Source organism: Bacillus arachidis (assembly GCF_030285945.1).
GTDB classification, from domain to species: Bacteria; Bacillota; Bacilli; order Bacillales; family Bacillaceae_G; genus Bacillus_A; species Bacillus_A arachidis.
In genome coordinates this window covers 2,543,417-2,567,873 of the sequence record NZ_CP127376.1, presented here as the reverse complement: position 1 = coordinate 2,567,873, position 24,457 = coordinate 2,543,417, and the positions used below count along the sequence as shown (strand labels likewise).

Sequence of the window (24,457 nt, the reverse complement as noted above, 5' to 3'; positions counted from 1 at the left end):
TGACACTGTGAAAGAAGTAATGATACAAACTGTAAAAAGTGGATTAAGAGGGACAATTACAATTCCTGGTGATAAATCTATCTCACACCGTGCGGTTATGTTCGGAGCAATTGCACAAGGGAAAACAACAATTAAGGGTTTTTTACCTGGTGGAGATTGTTTAAGTACAATTTCTTGTTTTAGAGAAATGGGAGTAGAAATTTCGCAAAATGGTGATGAAGTGGTTGTAATTGGAAAAGGAATAGAAGGATTACAAGAACCGAAGAATGTTTTAGATGTTGGTAATTCAGGTACAACGATACGGTTAATGTCTGGGATACTTGCAAATACGCCTTTCCACTCCTGTATTCAAGGGGATTCATCAATTGGAAAAAGGCCAATGAAACGCGTAACGAATCCGCTTAGGCTTATGGGAGCAAAAATTGGCGGTAGAGAAGAAGGAACATTTACCCCACTTACAATAAGGGGTGGAAATTTAAAAGCAATTGACTACACTTCACCTGTAGCAAGCGCGCAAGTGAAATCAGCCATTCTACTCGCGGGGCTGACGGCTGAAGGTGTAACAACTGTTACAGAACCTCATATTTCACGAGACCATACGGAAAAAATGCTTGAAGCGTTTGGTGTTACAGTAATTCGTGAGGACAAAACTGTAAAAATTGCGGGTGGGCAACATTTAATCGGGACGGATATCCAAGTTCCAGGTGATGTCTCTTCAGCAGCATTTTTCTTAGTTGCGGGTGCGATTGTTCCAAATAGTAAACTTGTATTAAAAAATGTTGGAATGAATCCAACTCGTACAGGGGTTATTGATGTTCTTACGAAAATGGGTGCTAATTTAGAAATACATCCTATTCATAATGATGCGTCAGAACCAGCTGCGAATATTACAATTGAAACATCATCACTTCAAGGGATTGAAATCGGTGGAGATATTATCCCAAGACTTATTGATGAAATCCCAATCATTGCGCTGGCGGCAACACAAGCAGAAGGGAATACAGTTATTAAGGATGCACATGAATTGAAAGTAAAAGAAACAAACCGAATAGATACAGTTGTAGCTGAATTAACTAAATTAGGAGCACATATTGAAGCGACGGATGATGGAATGATTATTTACGGTAAGTCCTCGTTAAAGGGGAATAAAGTAAATAGTCATAGTGATCACCGAATCGGTATGATGCTTGGGATTGCGGGCGCTATAGCAGATGGTAACACAATACTAGAAGATGCAGAAGCTGTTGGAGTTTCGTATCCTACATTCTTTAAAGAACTAAACAAACTACAAACTGAATTGGAGAAGTCATAAAATAAACGTCTATAACATTAGTGAAACATTTGTTATAGACGTTTTAGATTAGGTTGCTGGAGAGGGAAATCTAGCTCCTTCAAAACGTGAAATGCTATTAAATATATTAATTGTACCAGCTACGTTAGAGAGAAAAAATACCTCAACAATATCTTCGCATTTTAATTGAGCAATGGTAGAAACGGATATAATATTTTTAATTTGGATATTTGCTCCAAAGAAATCATTATCAGCAGCTATTTCATGACCATTTACTTGAATGTTTATTCTTCCTCTGTAAGATGAATTACAATTATTAGGTGAAAAAAGAAGGCTGGCAATCAATGAGTATACACCCCTTGTGTTAGGGATGAACATGGAGGCAGCTGAATTGAATTCATTGGCCAAATCAAATTGAATGTTAGGATATAAAACTTTAACAGTAGTATTAGCAGGTATTTGTTGAAGCGAAGATATGTTGACTGCTCTAAATGCTGATGGCCTTGTAGATTCACAACTCTCTCCTCTAAGGTCGCCATTTGTTCTTTGAGAAAGGGAATCTCGATTTCCATTCAATCTATTTAATTTGTCATAATAAGAACTCATAATTATTTATTCTTCCCTTCTTTATTTATTAGTTAAGAATAGAGGAGTAATTGGATAATTTATGCATCTGGTTATTCAAATTATCTAAACGAACGATTTGTAAGATCGAACAAGGACATTATTTGCTTTGCATATTTTATCTTGCATGAACTGCCCGTAAAAGTCTAATCGGTGGAGCTAATAATCCGTAGGGATGAGGGAAAATCCCACTGACTAAAGTTTCACTTTATATGATATACAAAGGACATGCTGAAAGTGATTAGTACAAAGAACCTTTTGTTTTATGGGAAATCTTTATCTCATATCAACGAGCAGTAACACTCCTACCTCAAAATTCAGCGAAAGCATTGTCTAGCTCTAGCGGCTAGAATCTCCGGCCGTTTCGCCCCCCTCGGACGAGGCGAAAAGCGCCTCTCTGTCGGGTGTTTGGGCGTCCTGCGATTCTGTGCGAGCCGCTTCCGCTTTTCTTTAAGAAGTTAGGTGGGAGATAAACTGCCCGTAAAAGCCCAATTGGTGAGGGCTAATAATCAGTGGGGGATGAAGAAAACCCCACTGATTAAAGTTTCACTTTATGTGGAAGATGTTTTTTGTTACACCAATATATATAACGATTTTAGAAAGGGCGATGTATATTTCATCGCCCTTTCTCATTTTTGCATAGGATTTTATCCGCATGAGTACGAATGTATTAAGGGAATAGGAGGAGAAAAGTCATGAAAGTAGTTGAATTAGCAGGGCAACAATATAGAGAAGCAATTACATTATCCGAATATGCTTTCCAATATAAAGTACCAGAAGGTCAGATTGAAAAGCGTCTAACATTAATGAAAAAGCACCATCAATTGTTTGGGATATTAGAAGGAGATCAACTCGCAGCAAAACTGCATCTTCTTCCGTTAGAAATAAATATTGGTGATGAGGTATTTAAAATGGGGGGAATTGCAGGGGTGGCAACATACCCAGAGTATAGACGGAGTGGATATGTAAAAGAACTATTGAACCATGTACTGCAAAAAATGAAACAAGACGGATTTAGTGTATCAATGTTACATCCATTCGCAGTTTCATTTTACAGAAAGTTTGGATGGGAACTATTTGCCAATCGTTTCATATGTTCAATGACGAAGAGTGATTTAGTGATGCAAAAGCATGTGAAAGGGAATGTGAGACGTTTTAATAAAGATTCACATCCAAAAGAAATAGAAGCAGTATATGAGCAATTTGCGAGGCGATTCGCTGGTATGCTAGTTCGAAGTACAGATTGGTGGGGGCAAGCAGTTTATCATGACAAGGCGGCAGCAGTCTATTACAATGAAGAAAATGAAGCTACTGGTTACATACTGTACAAAATAAATGATTCAAAAATGACAGTAGAAGAATTTGTACCGCTAAATAATGAAGCTAGAAGGGGACTTTGGAATTTTATTTGCCAACATGATTCTATGATAAAAGAACTTAAGATGATACTAAGTGAAACAGAGCCATTACTTTATACTCTGCAAGAGCCTCGAGTTAAGGCTGAAATTACTCCTTATTTTATGGTTCGAATTGTAGACGTGGAGCAGTTTTTAAATCAATATTCATTTGTTTGGAGTAATCAACAAAACGAAGTGATTTTGCATATTTCAGATTCATTTGCCCCATGGAATAATGTGACGGTTAAATTACAAAGTAAAAAAGTAGTAATTATTAGTAAAGAAGAAACAGAAAAATGGAACAGTGGAGGAATTCATTTAAATATAAATGATTTATCAGCAATGTTATTCGGATATAAACGTCCGCTAGAGTTATACGAAATTGGCTCTGTTTCAGGAACTGAGGAAGAAGTGAAAGAGTTAGAACATTTGATTCCATTACATAAGCCGTTTATTTATGATTTCTTTTAAGTGATTTCATTTTTGGTTTTGAATAGAAAATTGCGGTTGCTGAAATAGAAAGATGATTAGATATACCTTTAGATGGCTAAATATGTTATAGTTAGTGAGGTATATATATAAAAGTATTAAAATTGGAGGAACCACATGATTACAGTTAGTAACGTAGGATTGCGCTTTGCGGACAGAAAATTATTTGAAGATGTTAACATAAAATTCACACCAGGTAACTGCTACGGTTTAATCGGAGCAAACGGTGCTGGTAAATCAACATTTCTAAAGATTTTATCTGGAGAAATTGACCCATCAACAGGCGATGTAAATATTACGCCTGGTGAGCGTTTAGCAGTGTTAAAACAGAACCACTTCGAATATGAAGAGTTTCCTGTATTAGAAACAGTAATAATGGGTCACACACGTCTTTATAAAGTAATGCAAGAAAAAAATGCAATTTACATGAAAGAAGATTTCAGTGATGAAGACGGTATGCGCGCGGCAGAACTTGAAGGTGAGTTTGCTGAGCTAAACGGTTGGGAAGCTGAATCTGAAGCGGCTATCCTTTTAAAAGGACTAGGCATTGGAGAAGACCTTCATGATAAAAAGATGTCTGAGTTAACAGGGGCAGAGAAAGTAAAAGTATTACTTGCTCAAGCTTTATTTGGTCAACCTGACATTTTATTACTTGATGAGCCTACCAACCATTTAGACTTAAAAGCAATTCAATGGTTAGAGAACTTCTTAATGAACTTTGAAAATACAGTTATCGTTGTATCCCATGACCGTCACTTCTTAAATAAAGTATGTACGCACATGGCGGATCTTGATTTCGGTAAAATTCAATTATATGTTGGTAACTATGACTTCTGGTATGAATCAAGCCAGTTAGCATTGAAACTAACACAAGATGCAAATAAGAAAAAAGAAGAGAAAGTAAAAGAGTTACAAAACTTCATCGCACGCTTTAGTTCAAACGCATCTAAAGCGAAGCAAGCGACTTCTCGTAAAAAGTTATTAGATAAAATTACATTAGATGATATTAAACCATCATCACGCCGTTATCCATTCGTTGGCTTCACACCAGAGCGTGAAGTAGGAAATGACTTATTAACTGTAGAAGGTCTTTCAAAAACGATTGATGGAGAAAAAGTGTTAGATAATGTGTACTTCACATTAAATAAAGGTGATAAAGTTGCATTTATCGGACGTAATGATATTGCAATGACAACATTATTTAAAATTCTTATGGGTGAAATGGAGCCAGATAGCGGTTCATTTAAGTGGGGCGTTACAACATCTCAAGCTTACTTCCCAAGAGATAACTCTAAGTATTTCGAGAACAGTGAATATAACTTAGTTGAATGGTTACGTCAGTTCTCTCCACAAGATGAAACAGAAAGTTTCTTACGTGGTTTCTTAGGTCGTATGCTATTCTCTGGTGAAGAAGTAAAGAAAAATGTTTCTGTATTGTCAGGTGGAGAAAAAGTTCGTTGTATGCTTTCTAAAATGATGTTAAGTGGAGCGAACGTATTAACACTTGATGATCCAACGAACCACTTAGACCTTGAGTCTATCACAGCATTAAACAACGGTTTAATCGCATTTAAAGGAACATTACTATTTACATCTCATGACCATCAGTTCGTACAAACAATTGCAAACCGTATTATTGAAGTAACGCCAAACGGTGTAATCGATAAAGAAGCAACATACGATGAGTTCTTAGAAAATGAAGAACTTCAAAAGCAAATAAATGCAATGTATAACCAAAAATAATCTGCAGTATGAAACCCTCAATCTTATTATAAGATTGAGGGTTTTTATTTTTTAATGAGCATTTTATAAAGAATAATAAGGAAAAGATTGGATGTAAATTATATTATTTCTTTATAACTATGAATAATTATAGGGAATAAAAAGTAGTCGAGACCTCTTAATACATGAATAATTTAGTAACAACAAATCCAATTGGTAATTTTGGAAATAAGAATGTTTGCGAAGTAGTGCATAAAGGTTTATAGTAGGTGAGTCTTGTTAAACGGATGGTCTTTAGATTTTAGTCATAAAAAATGTTACAAATGTATTTCATTAAATATATATCTAGGTCAACATGTTTCGTAAGAAATAGTTGAATAAATACAACCTTAAACTTATAATTACTAATATTCTTCATAAGGTTAAAGAAAAGAGAGGGTTGTTTGGGGAAGTAAATTAAAAACAGAGATAGACTTATAAAAAAATAAGCCTTGGATGGTTAAAAAGAGGTGGAGAGATGAAACAATTATTGTTAAAGAGCAAACGTGTGTTAAGTAACCATTTTGGATTTTTCATTTTTGCAGTTGTTTTATTCTGGTTAAAAACATATGCAGCATATGTTACAGAATTTGACCTAGGGATATCAAACACAATTCAAAAATTCTTGCTATTTTTCAACCCGTTAAGCTCAGCTGTCCTATTTTTAGGACTTGCATTATTTGCAAAAGGGAAACGATCTTATATCTGGTTAATTATTATTAATTTGTTATTGTCAATTCTTTTATACTCAAACGTGGTATATTACCGCTTTTTCAGCGATTTTATTACGTTCCCGACATTAACACAAACAAATAACTTTGGAGATTTAGGTGGTAGTATTTTAGCGTTATTACACCTATATGACCCATTATATTTCTTAGATACAATTATTCTGCTTGTGTTAGTCATAACAAAATTTGCAAATCCAAAACCAATTCGTGTTGCTAAACATAAATTGTCACTTGTATTTATTACAGGGATTTTGTTGTTTAGCATCAACTTAGGTTTAGCAGAATCTGATCGTCCGGAATTACTGACAAGAACATTTGACAGAAACTACATTGTAAAATATTTAGGTGCATATAATTATACGATTTATGATGGGATTCAAAGCATGAAAGCATCAACAGAACGAGCTTTAGCAGATGGAGATAGTATGACAGGTGTAAGAAATTATATTGCATCGAACTATGCAAGCCCTAACCCAGAGTATTTTGGTAAGGGGAAAGGTATGAATGTTATCTATATTCATTTAGAGTCGTTCCAAAACTTTTTAATTAATTACAAGTTGAACGGACAAGAAGTTACACCATTTTTAAATTCATTTACGCATGATGCAAATACATTGTATTTTGATAACTTCTTCCATCAAACAGGACAAGGTAAAACATCTGATGCGGAGTTTATGTTAGAAAACTCAATATTTGGATTGCCACAAGGATCTGTATTTACAAACAAAGCTCATAACACGTATCAAGCAGCACCAGCTATTTTAGGGCAGCAGGGCTATACATCTGCAGTATTCCATGGTAATTATAAAACATTCTGGAATCGCGATGATATTTATAAATCATTTGGATTTAATAAATTCTTTGATGCAACATACTATGATATGAATGAAAAAGATGTTGTAAACTATGGACTAAAAGATAAGCCATTCTTTAATGAGTCTATTCCATTGTTACAAACATTAAAACAACCGTTCTATGCGAAATTTATTACATTGTCAAACCACTTCCCTTATCCGATTAATAAGGAAGAAGCGACAATTGAACCAGCAAAAACAGGTGATACATCTGTAGATACGTATTTCCAAACAGCACATTATTTAGATGAATCTGTAAAAGGCTTTATGGATTACTTGAAGCAATCTGGTTTATATGACAATTCAATCATTGTGATGTATGGAGATCATTACGGTATTTCAGATAATCATAACGCAGCAATGTCACAAATTATGGGTAAAGAAATTAATTCATTTGAAAATGCACAACTGCAACGTGTACCTTTAATCATTCATGTTCCAGGAATGAAAGGCGGAGTTCAACACCAATATGGTGGAGAAATCGATGTGCTCCCAACACTGTTACACTTATTAGGTACAGATACAAAGAATTATATCCAATTTGGTACAGATTTATTATCAACACAGCATCAACAAGTTGTTCCTTTCCGTAATGGTAACTATGTAAGTCCGGCCGTTACTGCGCTTAATGGAAAGTATTATGATACAACCACTGGAAAAACAATAGAAGCAACGGATGAAATCAAACAAAATGAAAAAATGGTTCAGCAGAAACTTAAGCTTTCTGACGAAGTTGTAAATGGTGATTTACTCCGATTCTACACACCAGAAGGATTTACACCTGTAGATCGTTCGAAATATAATTATAATCATCGTGATAAAAATAAAACGCAGGTAAAAACAACAAAGCAAGAACAAGAAGGTTAAACGTAAAAAAATAAATCAATGCCGGCCTCCATATAAGGATAAATATCCTTGTAAGGAGGCCTTTTTATTTAGGAGACTCAAGGTAATTTCACATACCGTATGAATAGAGTATAGTGAATGTATGAAAAATGTATAATTATTGCATACTACAGAAACGAAATGATTTTACCTCGTATTAATGGGCAGTAATACTCCCATCTTTTCAAAAAGAAGTACTCATTGCAAGCATACATCGAAATCATGAATGATAATCAACTTCGCGTATACGAAAAACGTCTTTAGAAACAAAAAAAGACTTGATTTTTCTAAAGAGAAAATCAAGTCTTTTTAAATTAAATACGTTTGTCATGCCAGAAATTTAATGGGAAGTGTTCATCCTCATGATAGCTTTCTAGTTCATAGCCTTTTTCCTTCAGACCTTTAATGATGGCAGGTACTGCTTTTACTGATTGTGGGTGAATATCATGCATAAGTACAACTTCTGTTGGGTCTGTTGCACCAGCAAGCACATTTTGTGCAATTTGTGCTGAGGCAGCATCGACTGGCATCTTATTATATTTCCAGTCTAAAGAGTCAATTGTCCAGTCCCAAACTTTCAAGCCGTTTTCTACAACCTTGTTACGAAGGGCTTCGTTTAAACCTGGCATTGATCCGTAAGACGGGCGGGTTAATATTGGTGATTTTCCAATAACCCCAGCGATTAAGCCTTGGTCTTCTTTCATTTCATCTACATAATGACCTTCTGTATAAAGCTTTTTGTAGTTATGTGTCATACTATGCATACCAACATAATGTCCTTCTGCAACTTCGCGTTTTACAAGATCAGGGAATGCTTTAACATTTGCTCCAATTAGGAAAAATGTAGCTTTTGCATCTTCTTTTTTTAACATGTCTAACAGCTCAGCAGTATATTTTCCAGGCCCATCGTCAAATGTTAAGTAAGCAACTTTTCTGACTTGCCCGTTATATTGCTTTGGAGCTTCTTTGGGGGCAAGAGCAGTTTGAATTTCACTTACAAGTTGAACGGACTTCGTTTCATCTTCCGTACTTGCTAAAGCAATATGAGTTGATCCATAAACTGCTTCGTACAAAAATAATACCCCGACGCAAATCAACAATGCTCTCTTTACTAAAGTTGTCATTCGAATTCTATTGTGCATAATTTTCCTTCTCTCTATAATAGTTCTACTCTATTATATTAGCAATTTTAGGTAGAGAAATGCAAAAAAAGATTTTTACAAGTACAAAAAAAATTGTGGGAAAGTATGCAAGATATTGTTGTTTTACTGAGGGGATTACTCTTGTTTAGCAGGTTTTTAAAAATAAAAAAAGAAGTGGATAAAAAACAAAAATTTACATATTTAAAGAATTTATATTCTATTACAAAACCTATATTGAAAATTGATGAACCATTCTTTAGTGAGATAAGGTGTTTATTTCGTACATCTTTTTTATTAAAAATGGCCGGTAAAAGCTTGAGTGGTCAGGATAACAACAGCAGAGGATGGAGAAAACGGCACATGGAGGGGGTATATATAAAATGATTCTGATTTTAAATGTCGTAAATTTCACATACCGTATTTGAAGAAAAAACTAGGAAAATAAGAAATAGTGTCGAATATATCGTAAGTACATGTATAAAGTAAAGAAAATTATGAACAAGAGGTTGATAATTATTGTTTACTGGATGTACTTATGTCATCTGTATCGTTGTCTTCGATTGCAATAGGCAAATTGAAGGAATGGACAATCTATCAGGATGAATGGATTGCTAGAGCAGGTTGGTCATTACTCGCTAATATTGCTATAAAGGATAAAGTGTTAGAAGATGAATTTTTTCTTCCATTTTTAAAAGAGGTTCAGATGCATATACATACGAAAAAAATGGAAAAAGGAAGCGATACATAGTGCACTTATTACGATTGGAATTCGAAATGATGACTTTGAGCAAAAAGCAATCACAATTGTACGCGAAATTGGAAAAGCTGATGTTGATCATGGTGTCACTTCATGTAAGACATCTGAGGCAGAAGCGTATATAAAAAAAGCCCGAGATAGAGAAAGAAATAAAAAGTGTAAATGAAAGAAGGAGAACGGCATGAAAGCAATTGACGCTGCACACAAATTTATTGAATCGCAATTTCCACATTGTAATGCCGCTTTATTAGGAGGAAGTGTTGCAAGAGGAGAAGCGACAAAAACATCTGACCTTGATATTGTAATATGGGATGATAGTCTATCTCATTGTTATCGTGAATCTTTTTTTAGCAATGGTTGGCCTGTTGAAGTGTTTGTACATAATTTTAAAACATATAAAGAATATTTTAAAAGTGACTGCAAGCGCGGGAGACCTAGTTTACCACAATTAGTTTCGGAAGGGATTATTTTAAAAGGGAAGGAAGAAATAATAACTAGTTTAAAACAGGAAGCACGGCAATTATTAGATAAAGGTCCTGAAAAGTGGACAGAAGAATTGACTAGACAGAAACGTTACTTTATTACGGATGTATTAGATGATTTTATTGGTGCAACAAAGAGAGAAGAAGAATTGTTTATTGCTAATCTTTTGGCTGAGTTAGTTCATGAATTTGTACTTAGAGTAAATGGGAAATGGGTTGGAAATTCAAAATGGTTTATTAGAGTTTTAAGAAAATACGATGAATTATTTGCAGAAGAGTTTGTTGCAGCTTTTGATCATTTTTATAAAACTGGAGAGAAAAAGAAACTGATTATTTTTGTCGAGAAAACTTTAGAAAACTATGGTGGCAGGTTATTTGAAGGCTTTTCTATAGGGAAATAAAAGGGAGATGAAAAAATGAGTGTACCAATTATTGTATTAAGAGAACTTACATTAGACGACGTAGAAGATCGATATCAATGGTCATTGGATACAAAAGTAACAAAGCACTTAGTGGTACCAGATCAATACCCACCATTTACACGTGATGAGACAAAAAGGTGGATTGAAATGTGTATGAACCGGGAAAATGGGTATGAACAACGAGCTATCGTTTCTGAGGATGGTGTGCATATCGGTTGGGTCGATCTAAAAAACTTTGATAAAACGAATAAAAATGCTGAATTAGGAATTGCAATTGGAAATAAAGAATATTGGGGGCGCGGATATGGTATCGCAGCGTTATACAGCATGTTACAAATTGGATTTTATGAATTTGGTCTGGAGAAAGTGTGGCTACGTGTAGACGTGGATAACATAAAAGCAATAAAAAGTTATGAAAATGCTGGATTTGTTTGTGAAGGAATTATGAGGAGAGATAGAGTACGAAATGGAATGTTTATTGATAGATATCGATTTAGTATATTAAGAGATGAATATAAAAATAATGTAAATTTAAAATTTTAGCTACACAAATTGTCGTATTATTGTATATAATTAAGATTAGTTAATGAATTGTTTTTATTTTACAAAGGGGAGTGGCATAGTTGATTAACAAGAAAGTCATGTCTATTTGCTTTGCAACTATTTTAGCAGCAGGTATTCTAAGTGGTTGTAACTCAAAGAAGACAGAATCTAAACCAGAGGAAACAAAAGTAAGTGAAGTAGGGGACACAAGCAAATTAAAAGATGTCGAGATGACATTAGAAAGTGCTGAGTTTGTCTTACCTGATCAATACGCTAAACTAGAAAATGAGCAGGTATTAAAAGTAGAAGTGACAATGAAAAATAAAGGTGATAAATCATTAAATATTCTTCCAAATGATTTCGCTCTATATCTTGATGATAAGAAAATGAAAACCTATTTTGGATCAGAAGGAAACTTAAATCCGGGAGAGTTGGATAAGGGTAAGTCAATTACTGGTAATATATTTTTTGATGTAGAAGCTGGAGAAAAGTATGAACTAGTGTATACAAAGTTTATTTCAGATCCGAAAAAAGATAAAGATGAAAAAGTAAGATATAAGATTGATGGCAAAAAATTAGCTGAAAAGGCGAAGGATTTACAAAAGCCAGCAGAAGCGTTAAATGCCTACATAAATGCAGCGTTTTATGACAAAGATGCGGGAAAATTAAAAACTTTAACTGGTGAAGATAGTACTCAATTTTTAAATGATTTTGAAGCAGCATTTAAGCAAACGATGGAAAGAGAAATCGGTCAAAAGGTGAATGACGATTTATTAAAAAGTTTATTAGGAAAAATAAAGTTAGCTATTCAAAAAAATGTAAAGTATGAAACGAAAGTAATTTCAAATAAAAATGGAAAAGCAAAGGTTGAAATTAAAGGGAAACCAATTGATAATAGTGCATTAGAATCTAAAATGCAAAGTGAAATGATGAACTTTGCTTCAACAAATCCAAATGCCACAGATGAACAAATTGTTAATCAGGTATTTGCTGTTTATGAGAAATTGTTACAAGAGGTAACAACTTCTAGCATTGAAGAAAAGGCTGAAGTTGAGATGGAGAAACATGGTAAAAATCAATGGAAATTAAATTCTACATCAGCTGGAAGTATGAATCGTATTTTTATGAAATGATGTATGAATCAATTAATTAAACATATTATTTAGAACACGGTAATTTATTAAAGACGATATAGAGAGAAAATAAAAATATGAGTTAAACCTGCTAAAAGAGCAGGTTTTTCTTTTTAATTATGAAAGGGTGTATAAAAATGATTCGAATTTTATCTGACCTTAATGCAGTGCAATATTGGGATTTACGTTTGCAGGCATTACGAGTAAATCCAGATGCATTTGTGACAACGTATGAAGAAGCGATGCAAAAAGAAAATCCTGTAGAGGAAGTTGCTCAAAATTTAAATTCAAAAACTAGTTACACATTTGGAGCTTTTAATAACGAAAATCGACTGCTAGGTGTAGTAACATTACTGACAGAGCAAAAGGCAGCCTTTAAGCATAAAGGACATCTTGTTGCTATGTATGTAGATGCTCAAAGTAGAGGGAAAGGATTCGCAAAATGTTTAATTGGAGCAGTAATTGAAAAAGCAAGAGAGCTGAAAATTGAGCAAATTAATTTAGGAGTTGTTTCAGATAATGAAGCAGCAAAAACATTGTATCAATCAATGGGTTTTACAACGTATGGTGTAGAAAGAAGAGCGTTGAAAATGAATGATGTATATCGTAATGAGGAGCATATGGTTTTATTTCTCTAAGAGAATGTTTCAAAGGGGTTGAAGATGTTTAAAAACAAGAGGCGTATTCATTATAATCATCATGAACAGGCAACTGAGATCAATGAAAAGATAAAGAGTTAGATGGGAGAATTACAGTGAAAGATTTATATTTAGAAAGGGACATGAACCCTCATGTTGCAATATTATATGCTACTGTAAGTGACACATTCAAAAGATTAAGAGATCTAGTTGAAGGTGTAGGAAAAGAAGAATTGTATTACAAAGGTCCTTCTAATGATGAAAATAGCATCGGACAGCTTCTTCAGCATTTAGCAGTTGTAGATTTACATTGGGTGTATCGTTTGAAAGGTGTGCAGGCTCCATTAGTATTACAAGAAAAATATGGTCCTATGCTTGATGAAAAAGGAGAATTGCCCAATATAACAAAAGGTTCTTTGCAAGAACTCATGCACGATTATCAAGATGTTCATAATATGTTTTATAATGAATGTATAAAACTAATAGAAACCGACTTAACCCGCGAGGTCTATTATGAAAAAGCTGAAACAGCTACGATTAGGTGGGGGATATGGCATATAGCTGATCATAGCCGCTATCATCAAGCTCACATAAGCCGATTACGGAAATTGTATCGACAAGAAATAAACATATAAAAGCACTAATTCAAGCATGAAATTTCCGGATTTTATTTCAAATTGATTATATTTTGTTATATAGTAGAGGGAAAACGGTATAAGGAGTTTTAGGATGAAAGCAATTGCAGCGGGAGTTTTGGCATCGTTTTTCTTTGCCTTTACATTTATTTTAAACCGTGCGATGGACTTACAAGGGGGAAGCTGGATTTGGAGTGCATCGTTACGATATTACTTTATGGTTCCGCTACTTGTCATGATAGTCATGTATAGAGGAAACTTAAAGCAACTCTTTCAATATATGAAAAATAATCCGAAAGAGTGGTTGTTATGGAGTATTGTGGGCTTCGGTCTTTTTTATGCACCACTTAGTTTCGCAGGTGCATTTGGACCAGGGTGGCTCGTTGCCTCAACATGGCAAATTACGATTATAGCAGGAATTTTATTAACACCATTCTTTGCAACGAATTCGCTACATAAAAAAATTCCAATGAAAGAATTGATGATGTCTGCTGTCATATTATTAGGTGTTCTTCTCATGCAAGTAGAGCAAGCTTCTTCTTTAGGGATTCGTGAAACTGTTTTATGTGTAGTTCCTGTAATAGTTGCAGCATTTGCTTATCCACTTGGTAATCGGAAAATGATGCAAATATGTAAAGGTGAGATAGATGTTTTTCAGCGAGTTCTTGGAATGACACTCGCAAGTTTACCATTTTGGTTTTTGTTATCAGGTTATGAGGTTTCTACAAATGGCTTGCCATCAAGTGACCAAGTCTTCCAATGCTTCATCGTAGCAATTAGTTCTGGTTTAATTGCTACTGTATTATTTTTCTTTGCAACTGACCTTGTAAAGGATGATCCGCAGAAATTAGCTACTGTAGAAGCGACGCAATCTGGTGAGGTTTTATTTGCGCTATTAGGGGAGTTGCTATGGTTATCTGCTCCGTTTCCATCATCGCTATCATGGATTGGAATGAGTTTAGTTGTGGTTGGAATGATTTTGCATAGCTATGTTGCAGTTGTCGTGAAAAAGGAAGAAAAAATAACGGCGTGAATGAATATTAGCTCTTTGAAAATAAGGAGCTAATATTTTTTTATATGTAGAAATTTACATGGAATTAAAAGGATTCAATCATTTTCTAAATAGAGTAGAAGACAATCATATATTCTATAAGATAAGTACAGTGCGAAGGGAAAGCATCATGGTGGAAGTGACTGTACCAGGTCAACGATGGGAGATTGAATTCCTGTTTGGGGATTTTAGTGCATAAGTAAAGAGAAAGGAACGGATGCATAATTATAGGGGGCTGTTCCTTTTTGGTTTTAATCATATGAATTGATGTAAACTAACTTTATATGTAACATATAATTTAGAGTATGTTTTATCAATGTGTGAAGGTATTTTGATAACATATATAATAAAGGTGAGAGTTCCTGTTTACTGAGACGTGTTTTCGCATAGTAAGGATAAAACAAATAGATTAGGCTAAAGGGAGAGAAAGATATGAATAATATGGAAAAAGATATAAATATAACAGATAAAAACATGGATAATATCGTTACGTTATATATTACTAGACATGGCAAAACAATATTAAACACAAATGAACGTGTACAAGGCTGGGCTGATTCTCCATTAGTGGAGAAAGGCATTGAAGTAGCTAAAGGTTTAGGGAATGGATTACAAGATATTCTTTTTGTTGATGCTTATAGTAGTGATAGTGGGCGTGCAATTGAAACTGCTAACTTAGTATTAAAGTATAGTGGACAATCAAATTTAAAACTTGAACAAAGGAAAGATTTACGTGAATTAAATTTTGGGGTTTATGAAGGTGAAAAGATTGAAAATATGTGGGAGGCTATTAAAAACCTTGCTGGTGTGAAATCAGCGACTGAATTAATGAAGTTCTCTATTAAAGAGATTACCAATTTCATTGTAGAAGCAGACTCTACAAAACAAGCTGAAAATTGGGAAGTATTTTCAGCTCGTATCAAAAAAGAAATCGATAAAATTAGTGAAGACACCGCCAAAAATGGAGGAGGTAACGTTTTAATCGTATCTCATGGACTGATGATCACTTCATTAGTAGAAATGCTTGATAGTAGTAAAACAAAAATGGGGGTAGAAAATGCAAGTGTAACTAAAATCCTCTATCAAGATGGGACGTATAAAATTGAGTCTGTTGGCGATATGAGTTATGCTGAAAAAGGTAGCGAGATTGTAAAATCGTGATAGTTTGTATAAAGTAATAGAATGAAAAAGACGGATTTCTTATGAAGATAAGGACGTCTTTTTCTTTGGTTTTTTTAGTTATGAAGTATTGTGTTTTTATTGTTGTGACGTAAATCCTTCATTCTGTTTTATCTCAAAAATTTTTTTACCATCTTCATTTACAATGTTTACAGAGTCTCTTAATTTATTTACGCCAATATACATAACAGGGTTTTTATCTCTACCTTTATCTTTTTCCACATGTAATACAATAACTGATTTATCTTTTTTATCTTTCACTTCTTTTACTGTAATTTTATCATTCTGATATTTTTCGCCAAATGCTAAAAATATCATCATTTTTCCTTCGCTAATTCTTTCGATTGAGTGATGAACAAGTGTTGGATCTTCTTGTGCTTTTTCATACAGATTAATTGGTCCGAATTCACCTTCATTATATCTAGATTTTTCTAGAACCCAATAGCTTTCATAATCGCTTGTAAATAGAGTACATCCACTTAATCCGATCATACACAGTACTCCAAAAATGAATATGAATTTTTTCATATTATCCACCCTTAAAAAGAATTTGATTTATATAATTATACCGTAAATTTACTATTTTGGATTTTTAATCTTATATTTATAGATTTAGTACTTAACGTATTCATTTAGATTAAAAATTGAGAAAAATATGATAAAATATTGAGAGTGAATTCAAAGTGAAAATTGATAGTTTATAAAATCTTAACACAGAACAAACGGGGGAGTAATCATGAAAATAAACGACATAGTAGCGGAAACGCAATTACCAAATACAATTGAAACGATATCGAATGATTTACAGGCATTAGGACTTAAAAAAGGAATGACAGTGATTGTTCATTCTTCTCTTAGTTCAATTGGTTGGGTATCTGGTGGGGCAGTCGCGGTTGTAGAAGCGTTAATGAATGTAATTACTGAAGAAGGCACGATCATTATGCCGACACAAACGTCTGATTTATCGGATCCAAAAAATTGGGCAAGACCTCCTGTCCCAGAAAGCTGGTGGCAAATTATTCGAGACAACGTTCCAGCATTTCATCCAGATATAACCCCAACACTCGCGATGGGAAAAGTTGTAGAATGTTTTCGTACATATCCGAATGTAAAACGGAGTAATCATCCATTAAATAGCTTCGCAGTATGGGGGAAACATGCAGAGACTATTATAGCTGAGCATTCACTTTCCATTAGTTTTGGAGAACACTCACCTTTAAAGAAAATATATGATTTAGATGGATATGTATTGTTGATAGGTGTAGGCTATGATTCTAATACATCGATTCACCTATCTGAAATACGTACAGGAGCACGTGAATTAATTAAAGTTGGAGCACCCGTTTTAGAAAATAACATACGGGTGTGGAAAGAGTTCGATGAAATGGATTATGATTCTGACTTGTTTGTTGAGATTGGAAAAGAGTTTGAACGTATAAATGCTGTAACAATTAATAAAGTAGGAAATGCAACGTGTAGATTAATGAAACAAAAAGAAATTGTTGACTTTGGTGTACAATGGTTTCGTTCGAAAAATAAGTAAGGGATGGTTATGATGAAGGGGAAAAAGATTTTAATTACAAGTGGTGGCTGTTTAGAGAAATGGGATCAAGTACGTGGTCATACAAATTTAGCAAAAGGTATAATCGGAAGAATGCTTGCTGAAGAAGCGATGACAAAGGGAGCACACGTTATATATTTACATGGTTATTTCGCTGAAAAGCCGAATACTACCAATGATCAATTAGAATTACATCCATTCGAAGGTATTGTTGATTTACAAGATAAGATGAAAAGTATCATTACACACGAGAAAATTGATGCAGTAATTATGGCGGCAGCTGGATCGGATTGGATCGTTAATAAAATTTGTGATCAAGATGGAAATATACTTGATAAGAATGGGAAGATTTCAAGTGATATAGCACCAATTATTCATTTTCAAAAAGCACCAAAAATATTAAAACAAATTAAACAATGGGATTCAGAAACGGTTTTAGTTGGATTTAAACTTGAAAGCGATGTCAATGAAGTAGAATTAATTCAACGTGCGAGTGAAAGAATGAGGCAGGCGAAAGCAAATCTTATGGTAGCAAATTCTCCGCATTCATTATATTCAAATGCAGCCATCCATCATGTAATCGGAGAAAATGGTAATGTTTGTATTTGTGAAGGGAAAGATGAAACAGCAAAAGAGATTGTAACCAAGTTAGAACAGTTATGCAATCGTGTAGAAGAGGGGAGTTTGGGTCGTTTATAAAAAGGGAGAGGTGTTCATGCTTTTTCAAAATATCAAAGTCATTGTATTAGATTTAGATGGTACATTGTTAAATAATGAAAAGAAGGTATCAGAGAGAAATATAAAAGCAGTTTTGGATTGTCATAGAAAAGGAATACATATTATTTTTGCGACAGCAAGAGCTCCTCGTTCTGTAAAACAGTTTCTTCCAAAGGAATTACAGAGTATGGGAATGATGGTGTATTACAATGGCGCTCTATTACGGGATCAAATAACAAAAACGAATTACCATTACCCAATTGATGCTGTTCACACAGCGGAAATTATCAATTTTGTTATGCAAACGCAACCTGCTTCTTTCATTGCAATTGAGGTACAAGATACATGTTACATTAATCAAAATATAAAAACAAATTTTATAACAGCGACGAAGCCGATTGTTATGACAAATGAAGAAATGAAACAACGTTCTGTATCTAAAATACTGTTACACTCGTTTTCTCACTATGAAAAATTAGAAGAACAATTTCGGCATAAAGTAAACGTAATTTGTACAGATCAAAATCAGCTCGTCCAAATAATGGGGCGTAATGTTTCGAAAGAAAATGCTGTGTTGAATTGGTGCCAAAAGCACGAGATAAGTGCAAAACAAGTAATGGCATTTGGTGATGATTGGAATGATATCGGCTTGTTCAAAGAATGTGGTTATCCAATTGCGATGGAAAATGCAATTTCGGAGTTAAAAGAATTAGCATATTGCATAACAGATAGCAATGAAGAGGATGGTATAGCATGTATTCTGGAGCAGATAAGGAGTGATGTAGGTGAAACACATATTGGAGCAAGCGATTCAATTTCGGAATGAAAAAATATGTACAAGCAAGGGATATACTCATTGGGTTAACTAATTTTACCCAGCATCCAGAAGTTCTCTATGAATGCGCTTATATACATGATGTAATGGGACTTAAAACAGAAGCTGTTCCATTTTACGAAAAAGCAATTGTAAATGGACTTAAAGGAGAAGCATTATCTAGGGCATATATTGGACTCGGAAGTACATATCGATGCATCGGTGAATACGATAAAGCGATTGTTACATTAGAAGCTGGGCTCAAAAAGTTTCCGGACAATGAAACCATGAAAGTAGTTCTTTCCATTGCAAAATATAATATTAAAGAATATGAAGAAGCAATGAAATTATTGCTTAAAACTGTTGTGAAACTAGAAGGTGTAAACGAATATGAAAGAGCTATTTTGTTCTATAAAAACCATCTTAATAAGATTTTTAAATAAAAAGGAGAGAGTGCATGAGTGATTCAATTTCACATAAAAGAAGAAATGTTTCGATTGGTCTTATTGCTTTAATTGTAATATCAAATTATCTAGCATATACACTTCCTATTGTACCCGCTGTACCGAAGGAAATGGTGCTAGGGTCCTTGTTTGATTTTCTTATTGTAATTCCAGTTATTACGTATTTCTTTATCATACGAAAACGCTATTCGTTAACTTATATATTTCCAGTTGTAATAGCAGGCTATATTGCCGCAAGATTCATAATTCCAAGCGATTATTTACAGTCGTTTTCATTTGTTTCTTATATTTTAGTTGCAGGAGAAATTGTGTTTATCGGTTTAGAGTTATTTATTCTATATAAGACTGCTAGAGCATTACCGAAGATTATACAATGTTATAAGCAATATAAGAATGAATATCCATCATTTTCTTTTGCAATTGATAAAGCATTTGATAACACATTCACAAGAAATACTGTAGTAAATGTAATCGTTACAGAATGTAAGTTATTTTACTATGCTTTATTTTCTTGGCGTACAAAGATGCCAGAAAGTCAGCATGTTTTTTCATATCATAAAAAGACTGGAGCAATTCCATTTTATATTATGCTGATTCACGCAACATTAATTGAATCAATTGGGTTTCATTATTTACTTCATCAATGGAATCCAGTGTTAGCTTGGATTTTACTCATTTTAAATATATATGGAATCCTTTATTTTTTAGCTGAGATACAAGCAGTCCGTAAAAATCCATATATTATGACAGAAACCGAAATGATCATTCAAGTCGGATTTGGTAAGAAAATTGTTGTGCCATTTCTTCAAATAGAAGAAATTTCCTTTTACAAAGGTGAAGTATTAACTAAGGAAGAAGAAAAAGAAATATTCGAAGCAACGGTAATGGAATTTATAAAAGAACCAGCTACCTTTGAAATCAAATTAAAAGAGCCGTTAACAGCGCAGTTCCACTATGGATTTACGAAAAAGGTGAATCGTGTACATGTGAATGTGGATGATGATCGGAGATTTTATGAAGCGATTGTTGAAAAACTAGAGAAAGATGAGGAATAAAAGAATAGGAATCAATAAAACCGGCAAGCGAGAGACTTGCCGGTTTTCATCGTAAAAAATTAGAAAATATGATAAAATTAAGAGGTAACTTATGGTACGGTTGGTTGTTCAATTATCACTTCTCCAGGCTTGAAGGGAGGTGATAATAAATGAGTGAAATTTCGTTATTGTTGCAAGGTGGATTATTTCTCGTTGCACTGTTAACGTTTGTTGTCGTTTTAATCGATAAGCTCAAAAAATAACAACCCACCTACGCCAATAGAATGTGGGTTGTCTCGTTTGTAAGAAACAAATAGGATAAATGAACAATCCAATCTGCTAAGTTACATGGACTGGTGTGTAGCCGCACACTAGTCTTTTTTATTTATATACAATTTATAATTGTTTTATGTGATTGTATTGTTCTTTTCATACTCATTATAACATAGTGTCTTTTCAACAAGAAAGGAGACCGTATGTTCTTGTTACGAATTCTTGTTATTTAACTATGATTCAATCTGTAAAAATAACTTTGTTATCCAAAGATTATTAAACGCGAGTCGTTTGTGTACTCTTTTGTTTAAATAATTGATCCATGTATTGTTTTAAATTCTCAATATAGAATTCTTGCTTTTCTACATCATTCACTCCAACAATTGGAGATGGAAGTTGATATTTTTTTCGAGAAAGATGGACAACAACATCGAAAATATCAAATAGACGAATAAAGCAGAATAGACCATCTTTATCACTTAATAAAATAAAGTAGTGGTTATCGCTAGTCGTATTGAGGGTATTCCACAATGAGCTTTTACTTAAATCACGAACAATGCTTCGTTCTTTTAATTCGATAAAGTCAACATTAGATATAATAGTAGAAATATCAATCGCATCAGGATCATTAAAATAACCGTCAATTGTATGTACTGCGAATATATAAGCCATTTTTAAGATACTCATTTTATATTTACGGTTATCTAAAAGTAATTCACGTTGAATGGAGCTTGCTACTTTCGTTACACGTTCTTCTTTCCAAATTTCATTATGTAGTGAAATATCATGTTTTTTACATAGTTTCATAATTAACGCATTAGAATAATATACTTCGTCGTTCGTTTCAACTTCTTCCGTTTCCGCTGCCGCTAATTCTTGACCATATTCATTCGTATAAAGAGGAGAATCAATTTGTTGCTTCATTTGTTCGATTTTGTATTGGATTAGTTTATGCCTAATTAATGGTCTATCTACGTTTGTTGTGAGATGCTCATAACAAGTATCACAAATTAAATTTGTAAAATAATATCCACATAAAATCTCTGGGACAACATGTTGTTCACTAAGTTCTTTCGTTTCTTTTCTGCAAATGATACATTGCGTCATATTTATCACCTTTTACCCTGAAAATTTGTATGTATTCTTATTGTAGTGTATTTATTAGTATTTTGGAACATTGAAGATGAAAATAGAGTATAAAATTCATGAGTGTTTTGATACAATAAAGTGAAGTGCTAATTTAAAGGAGGCTGTTTTTTTGAAATCGAAAGTGCACTTTTGGACATTGGAAGTGCTAATGGTTGTAGGGATTATATTTATTTGCACAAAAATATCATTTTTATTTCAACCCATTGGTATATTCATTTCAACTTTATTTTTCCCAATTTTAATCGCTTTGTTTTTATACTTTATATTTAATCCCATTTTAGTGTTTTTAGAAGGGAAAAAGGTTCCTAGAAATTTAGCGATATTGTTGTTATATGTTTTTATCATTACACTAACTGCAGTCTCAATTGGTGTAGTCGTTCCGACGATTTCACAGCAGTTGATGGATTTAGTGAAAAATATGCCAACATATATCAAAGAGGGAAAAGTATACATACAAGAATTATCTCATCATAGGCTATTTGAATGGTTAGCTACACAAAATTATGTATCAATTGAAACGATTGAAAAAAATGTAATGGAGTATTTGAAAGAAATACCAAATACAATCACGTCGAGTGCAACGGCTTTGTTTGGTATTATTACAAACGTTGCATTAGTAATTTTTACAGTACCGTTTATTTTGTTTTATATGTTTAAAGATGGTCATGCATTCCCAAGGAAAGCTGTTGGTTTTTTACCAGAATCGTATCGTGAAGAAGGACTTCATATTATAAAAGAAACAGGCGAAACGTTGTCTGCCTATATCCAGGGACAAGCGCTCGTTTGTTTATTTGTCGGTGCATTTACATTTGTAGGATATATAATTATTGATTTGCCATATGCTTTCGTTTTAGGGATTATAGCGGCATTTACTAATATTATTCCGAACTTAGGGCCATTTATTGGAGCGGCACCAGCTGTAATTGTTGGATTATTTGTATCGCCCATGCAAGCTGTTTGGGTAATTGGTATCGTAACAATTGTACAGCAATTTGAAAGTAATATTATTTCACCGCGTATTATGAGTTCGAAATTAAATATACACCCTTTAACAATCATTGTGTTAATCCTTGGTGTAGGTAATTTCGCTGGTATTATTGGAATGATTTTAGCAGTACCAGTTTACGCTGTGACGAAAACGATTGTTTCAAACTTGGTGAGATTGATTAAGATGAAAAGAAATAATCGGAAATAAAAAGAATTTATAAGAATCAAGAAAGATACATTGCTTTTTAGCAATGTATCTTTTTTTTGATTGTGATTTAAAAAGATTTGAAGAAGGGGGATTGCTGCCTTGTTATATATAACGATTAAAGTTAATTTAAATACTAAGTTTTTCAAGGTGTAATTAGGCGTTTTTATTGTGTGATTTTTGCATACTTATTTGAAGTATATGGCCTTTTAAAAGTTAACGAACTATGTGGAATCCCTCTCAATAATCCAAATCATTTTTTTACAACGCGCCATTAACATCTTAATTCACTCCTTTCATAATATTTAAATTTGCATCATTATAGATGTGTATAATACTTGCTTCTACGATCTCGAATTTCATCAGAAACTTTTTTATATTGCTCTTTTTGTACAATTTCAGCTTCAGTTAATCGCTTCTTTTGAATCGTAATCGTTAAAAAGAATACATGAAATTTCATAAATAAATTCCTCCTTTCGTAAAGGAATTATAGGTGACTGCAATAAGGAAGTTGACGTTCTTTCACTTCATTCATAGCGTGTTGAATTTGTTGTTCGTGTAACATTTCGAACTCAGAAACTTTGTTTTTGTGAATTGTGATAGTTAAAAAGAATACTTGGAATTTCATCAGGTAAATCCTCCTATTTATATGAGTTTTTAGTACATATGATTGTAATAAGAAACTTGACGTTCTTTTGTTTCGTTTATCATTTTTTGAATCTGCTGTTCATGTGAAATCTCAGTTTCAGAAAATTGATTTTTATGAATGGTAATGGTTAAAAAGAATACACGAAATTTCATAAGATGATTGCTCCTTTTGAAAATTATTTTTTAATACATTTGATTATAATAAGAACTCTTGCGATCTTTTACTTCGTCCATAATCTCTTTTAATTGTTGTTTACGTAAAATATCAGTTTCAGATAAAGATTTTTTTTGAAGAGTAATCGTAAAAAAGAAAATGTGAACAGTCATTAACGAATTCCTCCTTTCGTAAAGGAATTACAAGTGACTACTGTAAGGACTTTGACGCTCCTTTATATCACTCATAGCTTTTTGAATGTGTTGATCATGCACAATTTCGACTTCAGATAATTGCTTTCGTTGAATTGTAATACTGAAAAACAGTACGTGAAAAGTCATTGAATATTTGCTCCTTTCTTAAAGAAATGGTGTCAGAGATTTAAAAAAATCGCACAAAAAAGCCACAGAAGGATACGGTTCTCCTGTGGCAGGGCA

Annotated in this window: 28 protein-coding genes and 1 pseudogene; 20 read left to right on the top strand and 9 right to left on the bottom strand. The window is 33.4% G+C overall.

Annotation, left to right across the window (positions count from 1 at the left end; translation table 11 throughout):
* Positions 1-7: 7 nt before the first annotated feature.
* Positions 8-1,312, top strand: a complete 1,305-nt coding sequence (gene aroA, locus QRY57_RS14785) for a 3-phosphoshikimate 1-carboxyvinyltransferase (RefSeq protein ID WP_286015390.1) — start codon at positions 8-10, stop codon at positions 1,310-1,312.
* A gap of 48 nt (positions 1,313-1,360) precedes the next feature.
* Here aroA and QRY57_RS14780 read toward each other — a convergent pair whose 3' ends face one another.
* On the bottom strand, positions 1,361-1,897 hold the full coding sequence (locus tag QRY57_RS14780; RefSeq protein WP_026591104.1) for a hypothetical protein: 537 nt from the start codon (positions 1,895-1,897) through the stop codon (positions 1,361-1,363).
* Between the two features lie 713 nt (positions 1,898-2,610).
* Here QRY57_RS14780 and QRY57_RS14775 point away from each other — a divergent pair.
* From QRY57_RS14775 to ltaS, 3 genes are all read left to right on the top strand, one after another.
* Positions 2,611-3,783 carry a GNAT family N-acetyltransferase gene (locus QRY57_RS14775; RefSeq protein ID WP_286015389.1) on the top strand — a complete coding sequence of 391 codons (1,173 nt, stop codon included), beginning with the start codon at positions 2,611-2,613 and terminating at the stop codon, positions 3,781-3,783.
* Between the two features lie 135 nt (positions 3,784-3,918).
* A complete protein-coding gene (locus QRY57_RS14770; RefSeq protein ID WP_026591102.1) occupies positions 3,919-5,544 on the top strand; it encodes an ABC-F family ATP-binding cassette domain-containing protein in 1,626 nt (541 codons plus the stop codon).
* A 496-nt stretch (positions 5,545-6,040) separates the two neighbouring features.
* Entirely contained in the window at positions 6,041-8,014 is a 1,974-nt protein-coding gene (gene ltaS / locus QRY57_RS14765) for a lipoteichoic acid synthase (protein ID WP_286015388.1), read from the top strand.
* Between the two features lie 332 nt (positions 8,015-8,346).
* Here ltaS and QRY57_RS14760 read toward each other — a convergent pair whose 3' ends face one another.
* Positions 8,347-9,174, bottom strand: a complete 828-nt coding sequence (locus QRY57_RS14760) for a peptidoglycan-N-acetylglucosamine deacetylase (RefSeq protein ID WP_026591100.1) — start codon at positions 9,172-9,174, stop codon at positions 8,347-8,349.
* Between the two features lie 105 nt (positions 9,175-9,279).
* Here QRY57_RS14760 and QRY57_RS14755 point away from each other — a divergent pair, with 105 nt between their 5' ends.
* The 9 genes and pseudogenes from QRY57_RS14755 to QRY57_RS14715 all read left to right on the top strand — a co-directional run bounded on the left by QRY57_RS14755 (position 9,280) and on the right by QRY57_RS14715 (position 15,996).
* Positions 9,280-9,558 (top strand): hypothetical protein, encoded by a 279-nt coding sequence (locus QRY57_RS14755; protein ID WP_286015387.1) that lies wholly within the window; start codon positions 9,280-9,282, stop codon positions 9,556-9,558.
* 115 nt (positions 9,559-9,673) lie between these two features.
* Positions 9,674-10,097 (top strand): annotated as a pseudogene (locus QRY57_RS14750) (DNA alkylation repair protein); the annotation flags it as partial.
* Between the two features lie 15 nt (positions 10,098-10,112).
* Positions 10,113-10,814 (top strand): nucleotidyltransferase domain-containing protein, encoded by a 702-nt coding sequence (locus QRY57_RS14745; RefSeq protein WP_286015386.1) that lies wholly within the window; start codon positions 10,113-10,115, stop codon positions 10,812-10,814.
* A 15-nt stretch (positions 10,815-10,829) separates the two neighbouring features.
* A complete protein-coding gene (locus tag QRY57_RS14740) occupies positions 10,830-11,378 on the top strand; it encodes a GNAT family N-acetyltransferase (protein WP_286015385.1) in 549 nt (182 codons plus the stop codon).
* 80 nt (positions 11,379-11,458) lie between these two features.
* Positions 11,459-12,511, top strand: a complete 1,053-nt coding sequence (locus QRY57_RS14735; protein WP_026591096.1) for a DUF5105 domain-containing protein — start codon at positions 11,459-11,461, stop codon at positions 12,509-12,511.
* 137 nt (positions 12,512-12,648) lie between these two features.
* Positions 12,649-13,149: a GNAT family N-acetyltransferase gene (locus QRY57_RS14730; RefSeq protein WP_026591095.1), complete on the top strand. Its 501-nt coding sequence runs from the start codon at positions 12,649-12,651 to the stop codon at positions 13,147-13,149.
* Between the two features lie 116 nt (positions 13,150-13,265).
* Positions 13,266-13,784, top strand: a complete 519-nt coding sequence (locus QRY57_RS14725) for a DinB family protein (protein WP_026591094.1) — start codon at positions 13,266-13,268, stop codon at positions 13,782-13,784.
* Between the two features lie 94 nt (positions 13,785-13,878).
* On the top strand, positions 13,879-14,817 hold the full coding sequence (locus QRY57_RS14720; protein WP_286015384.1) for a DMT family transporter: 939 nt from the start codon (positions 13,879-13,881) through the stop codon (positions 14,815-14,817).
* Between the two features lie 450 nt (positions 14,818-15,267).
* Positions 15,268-15,996, top strand: coding sequence for a histidine phosphatase family protein (locus QRY57_RS14715; RefSeq protein WP_432804049.1), 729 nt, complete (start codon positions 15,268-15,270; stop codon positions 15,994-15,996).
* Between the two features lie 96 nt (positions 15,997-16,092).
* On the opposite strand, the gene QRY57_RS14710 is transcribed toward QRY57_RS14715, so the two are convergent.
* Complete coding sequence (locus QRY57_RS14710) at positions 16,093-16,542, bottom strand: hypothetical protein (RefSeq protein WP_286015383.1); 450 nt, start codon at positions 16,540-16,542, stop codon at positions 16,093-16,095.
* A 208-nt stretch (positions 16,543-16,750) separates the two neighbouring features.
* Between QRY57_RS14710 and QRY57_RS14705 the strand changes: the two genes are divergently transcribed.
* The 6 genes from QRY57_RS14705 to QRY57_RS14680 all read left to right on the top strand — a co-directional run bounded on the left by QRY57_RS14705 (position 16,751) and on the right by QRY57_RS14680 (position 20,867).
* Positions 16,751-17,557 carry an AAC(3) family N-acetyltransferase gene (locus QRY57_RS14705; RefSeq protein ID WP_026591090.1) on the top strand — a complete coding sequence of 269 codons (807 nt, stop codon included), beginning with the start codon at positions 16,751-16,753 and terminating at the stop codon, positions 17,555-17,557.
* Positions 17,558-17,560: 3 nt separating this feature from the next.
* Complete coding sequence (locus QRY57_RS14700; protein WP_286015382.1) at positions 17,561-18,274, top strand: phosphopantothenoylcysteine decarboxylase domain-containing protein; 714 nt, start codon at positions 17,561-17,563, stop codon at positions 18,272-18,274.
* A 16-nt stretch (positions 18,275-18,290) separates the two neighbouring features.
* Positions 18,291-19,118, top strand: coding sequence for an HAD family hydrolase (locus tag QRY57_RS14695; protein ID WP_286015381.1), 828 nt, complete (start codon positions 18,291-18,293; stop codon positions 19,116-19,118).
* Complete coding sequence (locus QRY57_RS14690; protein ID WP_286015380.1) at positions 19,115-19,549, top strand: tetratricopeptide repeat protein; 435 nt, start codon at positions 19,115-19,117, stop codon at positions 19,547-19,549. The genes QRY57_RS14695 and QRY57_RS14690 overlap by 4 nt, the downstream gene beginning before the upstream one ends.
* Before the next feature lie 14 nt (positions 19,550-19,563).
* Positions 19,564-20,625, top strand: coding sequence for a hypothetical protein (locus QRY57_RS14685; protein WP_286015379.1), 1,062 nt, complete (start codon positions 19,564-19,566; stop codon positions 20,623-20,625).
* Positions 20,626-20,774: 149 nt separating this feature from the next.
* Positions 20,775-20,867 (top strand): putative holin-like toxin, encoded by a 93-nt coding sequence (locus QRY57_RS14680; protein WP_098302256.1) that lies wholly within the window; start codon positions 20,775-20,777, stop codon positions 20,865-20,867.
* A gap of 286 nt (positions 20,868-21,153) precedes the next feature.
* On the opposite strand, the gene QRY57_RS14675 is transcribed toward QRY57_RS14680, so the two are convergent.
* On the bottom strand, positions 21,154-21,984 hold the full coding sequence (locus QRY57_RS14675) for an HNH endonuclease (protein ID WP_208017605.1): 831 nt from the start codon (positions 21,982-21,984) through the stop codon (positions 21,154-21,156).
* 151 nt (positions 21,985-22,135) lie between these two features.
* Between QRY57_RS14675 and QRY57_RS14670 the strand changes: the two genes are divergently transcribed.
* Positions 22,136-23,221, top strand: coding sequence for an AI-2E family transporter (locus tag QRY57_RS14670; RefSeq protein ID WP_026591086.1), 1,086 nt, complete (start codon positions 22,136-22,138; stop codon positions 23,219-23,221).
* Between the two features lie 316 nt (positions 23,222-23,537).
* Here the strand turns inward: QRY57_RS14670 and QRY57_RS14665 are convergent, their stop codons facing one another.
* Genes QRY57_RS14665 through QRY57_RS14645 form a run of 5 tightly spaced genes read right to left on the bottom strand, consistent with a single transcriptional unit; the run spans position 23,538 to position 24,361 of the window.
* Positions 23,538-23,678: a YrzI family small protein gene (locus QRY57_RS14665; RefSeq protein ID WP_026591085.1), complete on the bottom strand. Its 141-nt coding sequence runs from the start codon at positions 23,676-23,678 to the stop codon at positions 23,538-23,540.
* 27 nt (positions 23,679-23,705) lie between these two features.
* Positions 23,706-23,846, bottom strand: coding sequence for a YrzI family small protein (locus tag QRY57_RS14660; RefSeq protein ID WP_026591084.1), 141 nt, complete (start codon positions 23,844-23,846; stop codon positions 23,706-23,708).
* Between the two features lie 29 nt (positions 23,847-23,875).
* On the bottom strand, positions 23,876-24,019 hold the full coding sequence (locus QRY57_RS14655) for a YrzI family small protein (RefSeq protein ID WP_026591083.1): 144 nt from the start codon (positions 24,017-24,019) through the stop codon (positions 23,876-23,878).
* Positions 24,020-24,049: 30 nt separating this feature from the next.
* The gene (locus QRY57_RS14650) at positions 24,050-24,193 is read right to left on the bottom strand and encodes a YrzI family small protein (RefSeq protein ID WP_286015378.1); all 144 of its coding nucleotides are present in this window, start codon (positions 24,191-24,193) and stop codon (positions 24,050-24,052) included.
* A 27-nt stretch (positions 24,194-24,220) separates the two neighbouring features.
* Entirely contained in the window at positions 24,221-24,361 is a 141-nt protein-coding gene (locus QRY57_RS14645) for a YrzI family small protein (RefSeq protein WP_026591081.1), read from the bottom strand.
* Positions 24,362-24,457 lie beyond the last annotated feature (96 nt).

Bases quoted from the DNA above. Each gene is read 5' to 3' on its own strand.
- QRY57_RS14720 (WP_286015384.1), top strand. From the start codon at position 13,879: ATGAAAGCAATTGCAGCGGGAGTTTTGGCATCGTTTTTCTTTGCCTTT.
- QRY57_RS14685 (WP_286015379.1), top strand. From the start codon at position 19,564: ATGAGTGATTCAATTTCACATAAAAGAAGAAATGTTTCGATTGGTCTT.
- QRY57_RS14730 (WP_026591095.1), top strand. From the start codon at position 12,649: ATGATTCGAATTTTATCTGACCTTAATGCAGTGCAATATTGGGATTTA.
- QRY57_RS14760 (WP_026591100.1), bottom strand. From the start codon at position 9,174: ATGCACAATAGAATTCGAATGACAACTTTAGTAAAGAGAGCATTGTTG.
- QRY57_RS14700 (WP_286015382.1), top strand. From the start codon at position 17,561: ATGGTTATGATGAAGGGGAAAAAGATTTTAATTACAAGTGGTGGCTGT.
- QRY57_RS14755 (WP_286015387.1), top strand. From the start codon at position 9,280: ATGCAAGATATTGTTGTTTTACTGAGGGGATTACTCTTGTTTAGCAGG.
- QRY57_RS14655 (WP_026591083.1), bottom strand. From the start codon at position 24,019: ATGAAATTTCGTGTATTCTTTTTAACCATTACCATTCATAAAAATCAA.
- QRY57_RS14645 (WP_026591081.1), bottom strand. From the start codon at position 24,361: ATGACTTTTCACGTACTGTTTTTCAGTATTACAATTCAACGAAAGCAA.
- QRY57_RS14665 (WP_026591085.1), bottom strand. From the start codon at position 23,678: ATGAAATTTCATGTATTCTTTTTAACGATTACGATTCAAAAGAAGCGA.
- QRY57_RS14775 (WP_286015389.1), top strand. From the start codon at position 2,611: ATGAAAGTAGTTGAATTAGCAGGGCAACAATATAGAGAAGCAATTACA.
- QRY57_RS14690 (WP_286015380.1), top strand. From the start codon at position 19,115: ATGAAAAAATATGTACAAGCAAGGGATATACTCATTGGGTTAACTAAT.
- QRY57_RS14740 (WP_286015385.1), top strand. From the start codon at position 10,830: ATGAGTGTACCAATTATTGTATTAAGAGAACTTACATTAGACGACGTA.
- ltaS (WP_286015388.1), top strand. From the start codon at position 6,041: ATGAAACAATTATTGTTAAAGAGCAAACGTGTGTTAAGTAACCATTTT.
- QRY57_RS14715 (WP_432804049.1), top strand. From the start codon at position 15,268: ATGAATAATATGGAAAAAGATATAAATATAACAGATAAAAACATGGAT.
- QRY57_RS14695 (WP_286015381.1), top strand. From the start codon at position 18,291: ATGCTTTTTCAAAATATCAAAGTCATTGTATTAGATTTAGATGGTACA.
- QRY57_RS14770 (WP_026591102.1), top strand. From the start codon at position 3,919: ATGATTACAGTTAGTAACGTAGGATTGCGCTTTGCGGACAGAAAATTA.
- QRY57_RS14710 (WP_286015383.1), bottom strand. From the start codon at position 16,542: ATGAAAAAATTCATATTCATTTTTGGAGTACTGTGTATGATCGGATTA.
- QRY57_RS14660 (WP_026591084.1), bottom strand. From the start codon at position 23,846: ATGAAATTCCAAGTATTCTTTTTAACTATCACAATTCACAAAAACAAA.
- QRY57_RS14675 (WP_208017605.1), bottom strand. From the start codon at position 21,984: ATGACGCAATGTATCATTTGCAGAAAAGAAACGAAAGAACTTAGTGAA.
- QRY57_RS14680 (WP_098302256.1), top strand. From the start codon at position 20,775: ATGAGTGAAATTTCGTTATTGTTGCAAGGTGGATTATTTCTCGTTGCA.
- QRY57_RS14650 (WP_286015378.1), bottom strand. From the start codon at position 24,193: ATGACTGTTCACATTTTCTTTTTTACGATTACTCTTCAAAAAAAATCT.
- QRY57_RS14745 (WP_286015386.1), top strand. From the start codon at position 10,113: ATGAAAGCAATTGACGCTGCACACAAATTTATTGAATCGCAATTTCCA.
- QRY57_RS14780 (WP_026591104.1), bottom strand. From the start codon at position 1,897: ATGAGTTCTTATTATGACAAATTAAATAGATTGAATGGAAATCGAGAT.
- QRY57_RS14705 (WP_026591090.1), top strand. From the start codon at position 16,751: ATGAAAATAAACGACATAGTAGCGGAAACGCAATTACCAAATACAATT.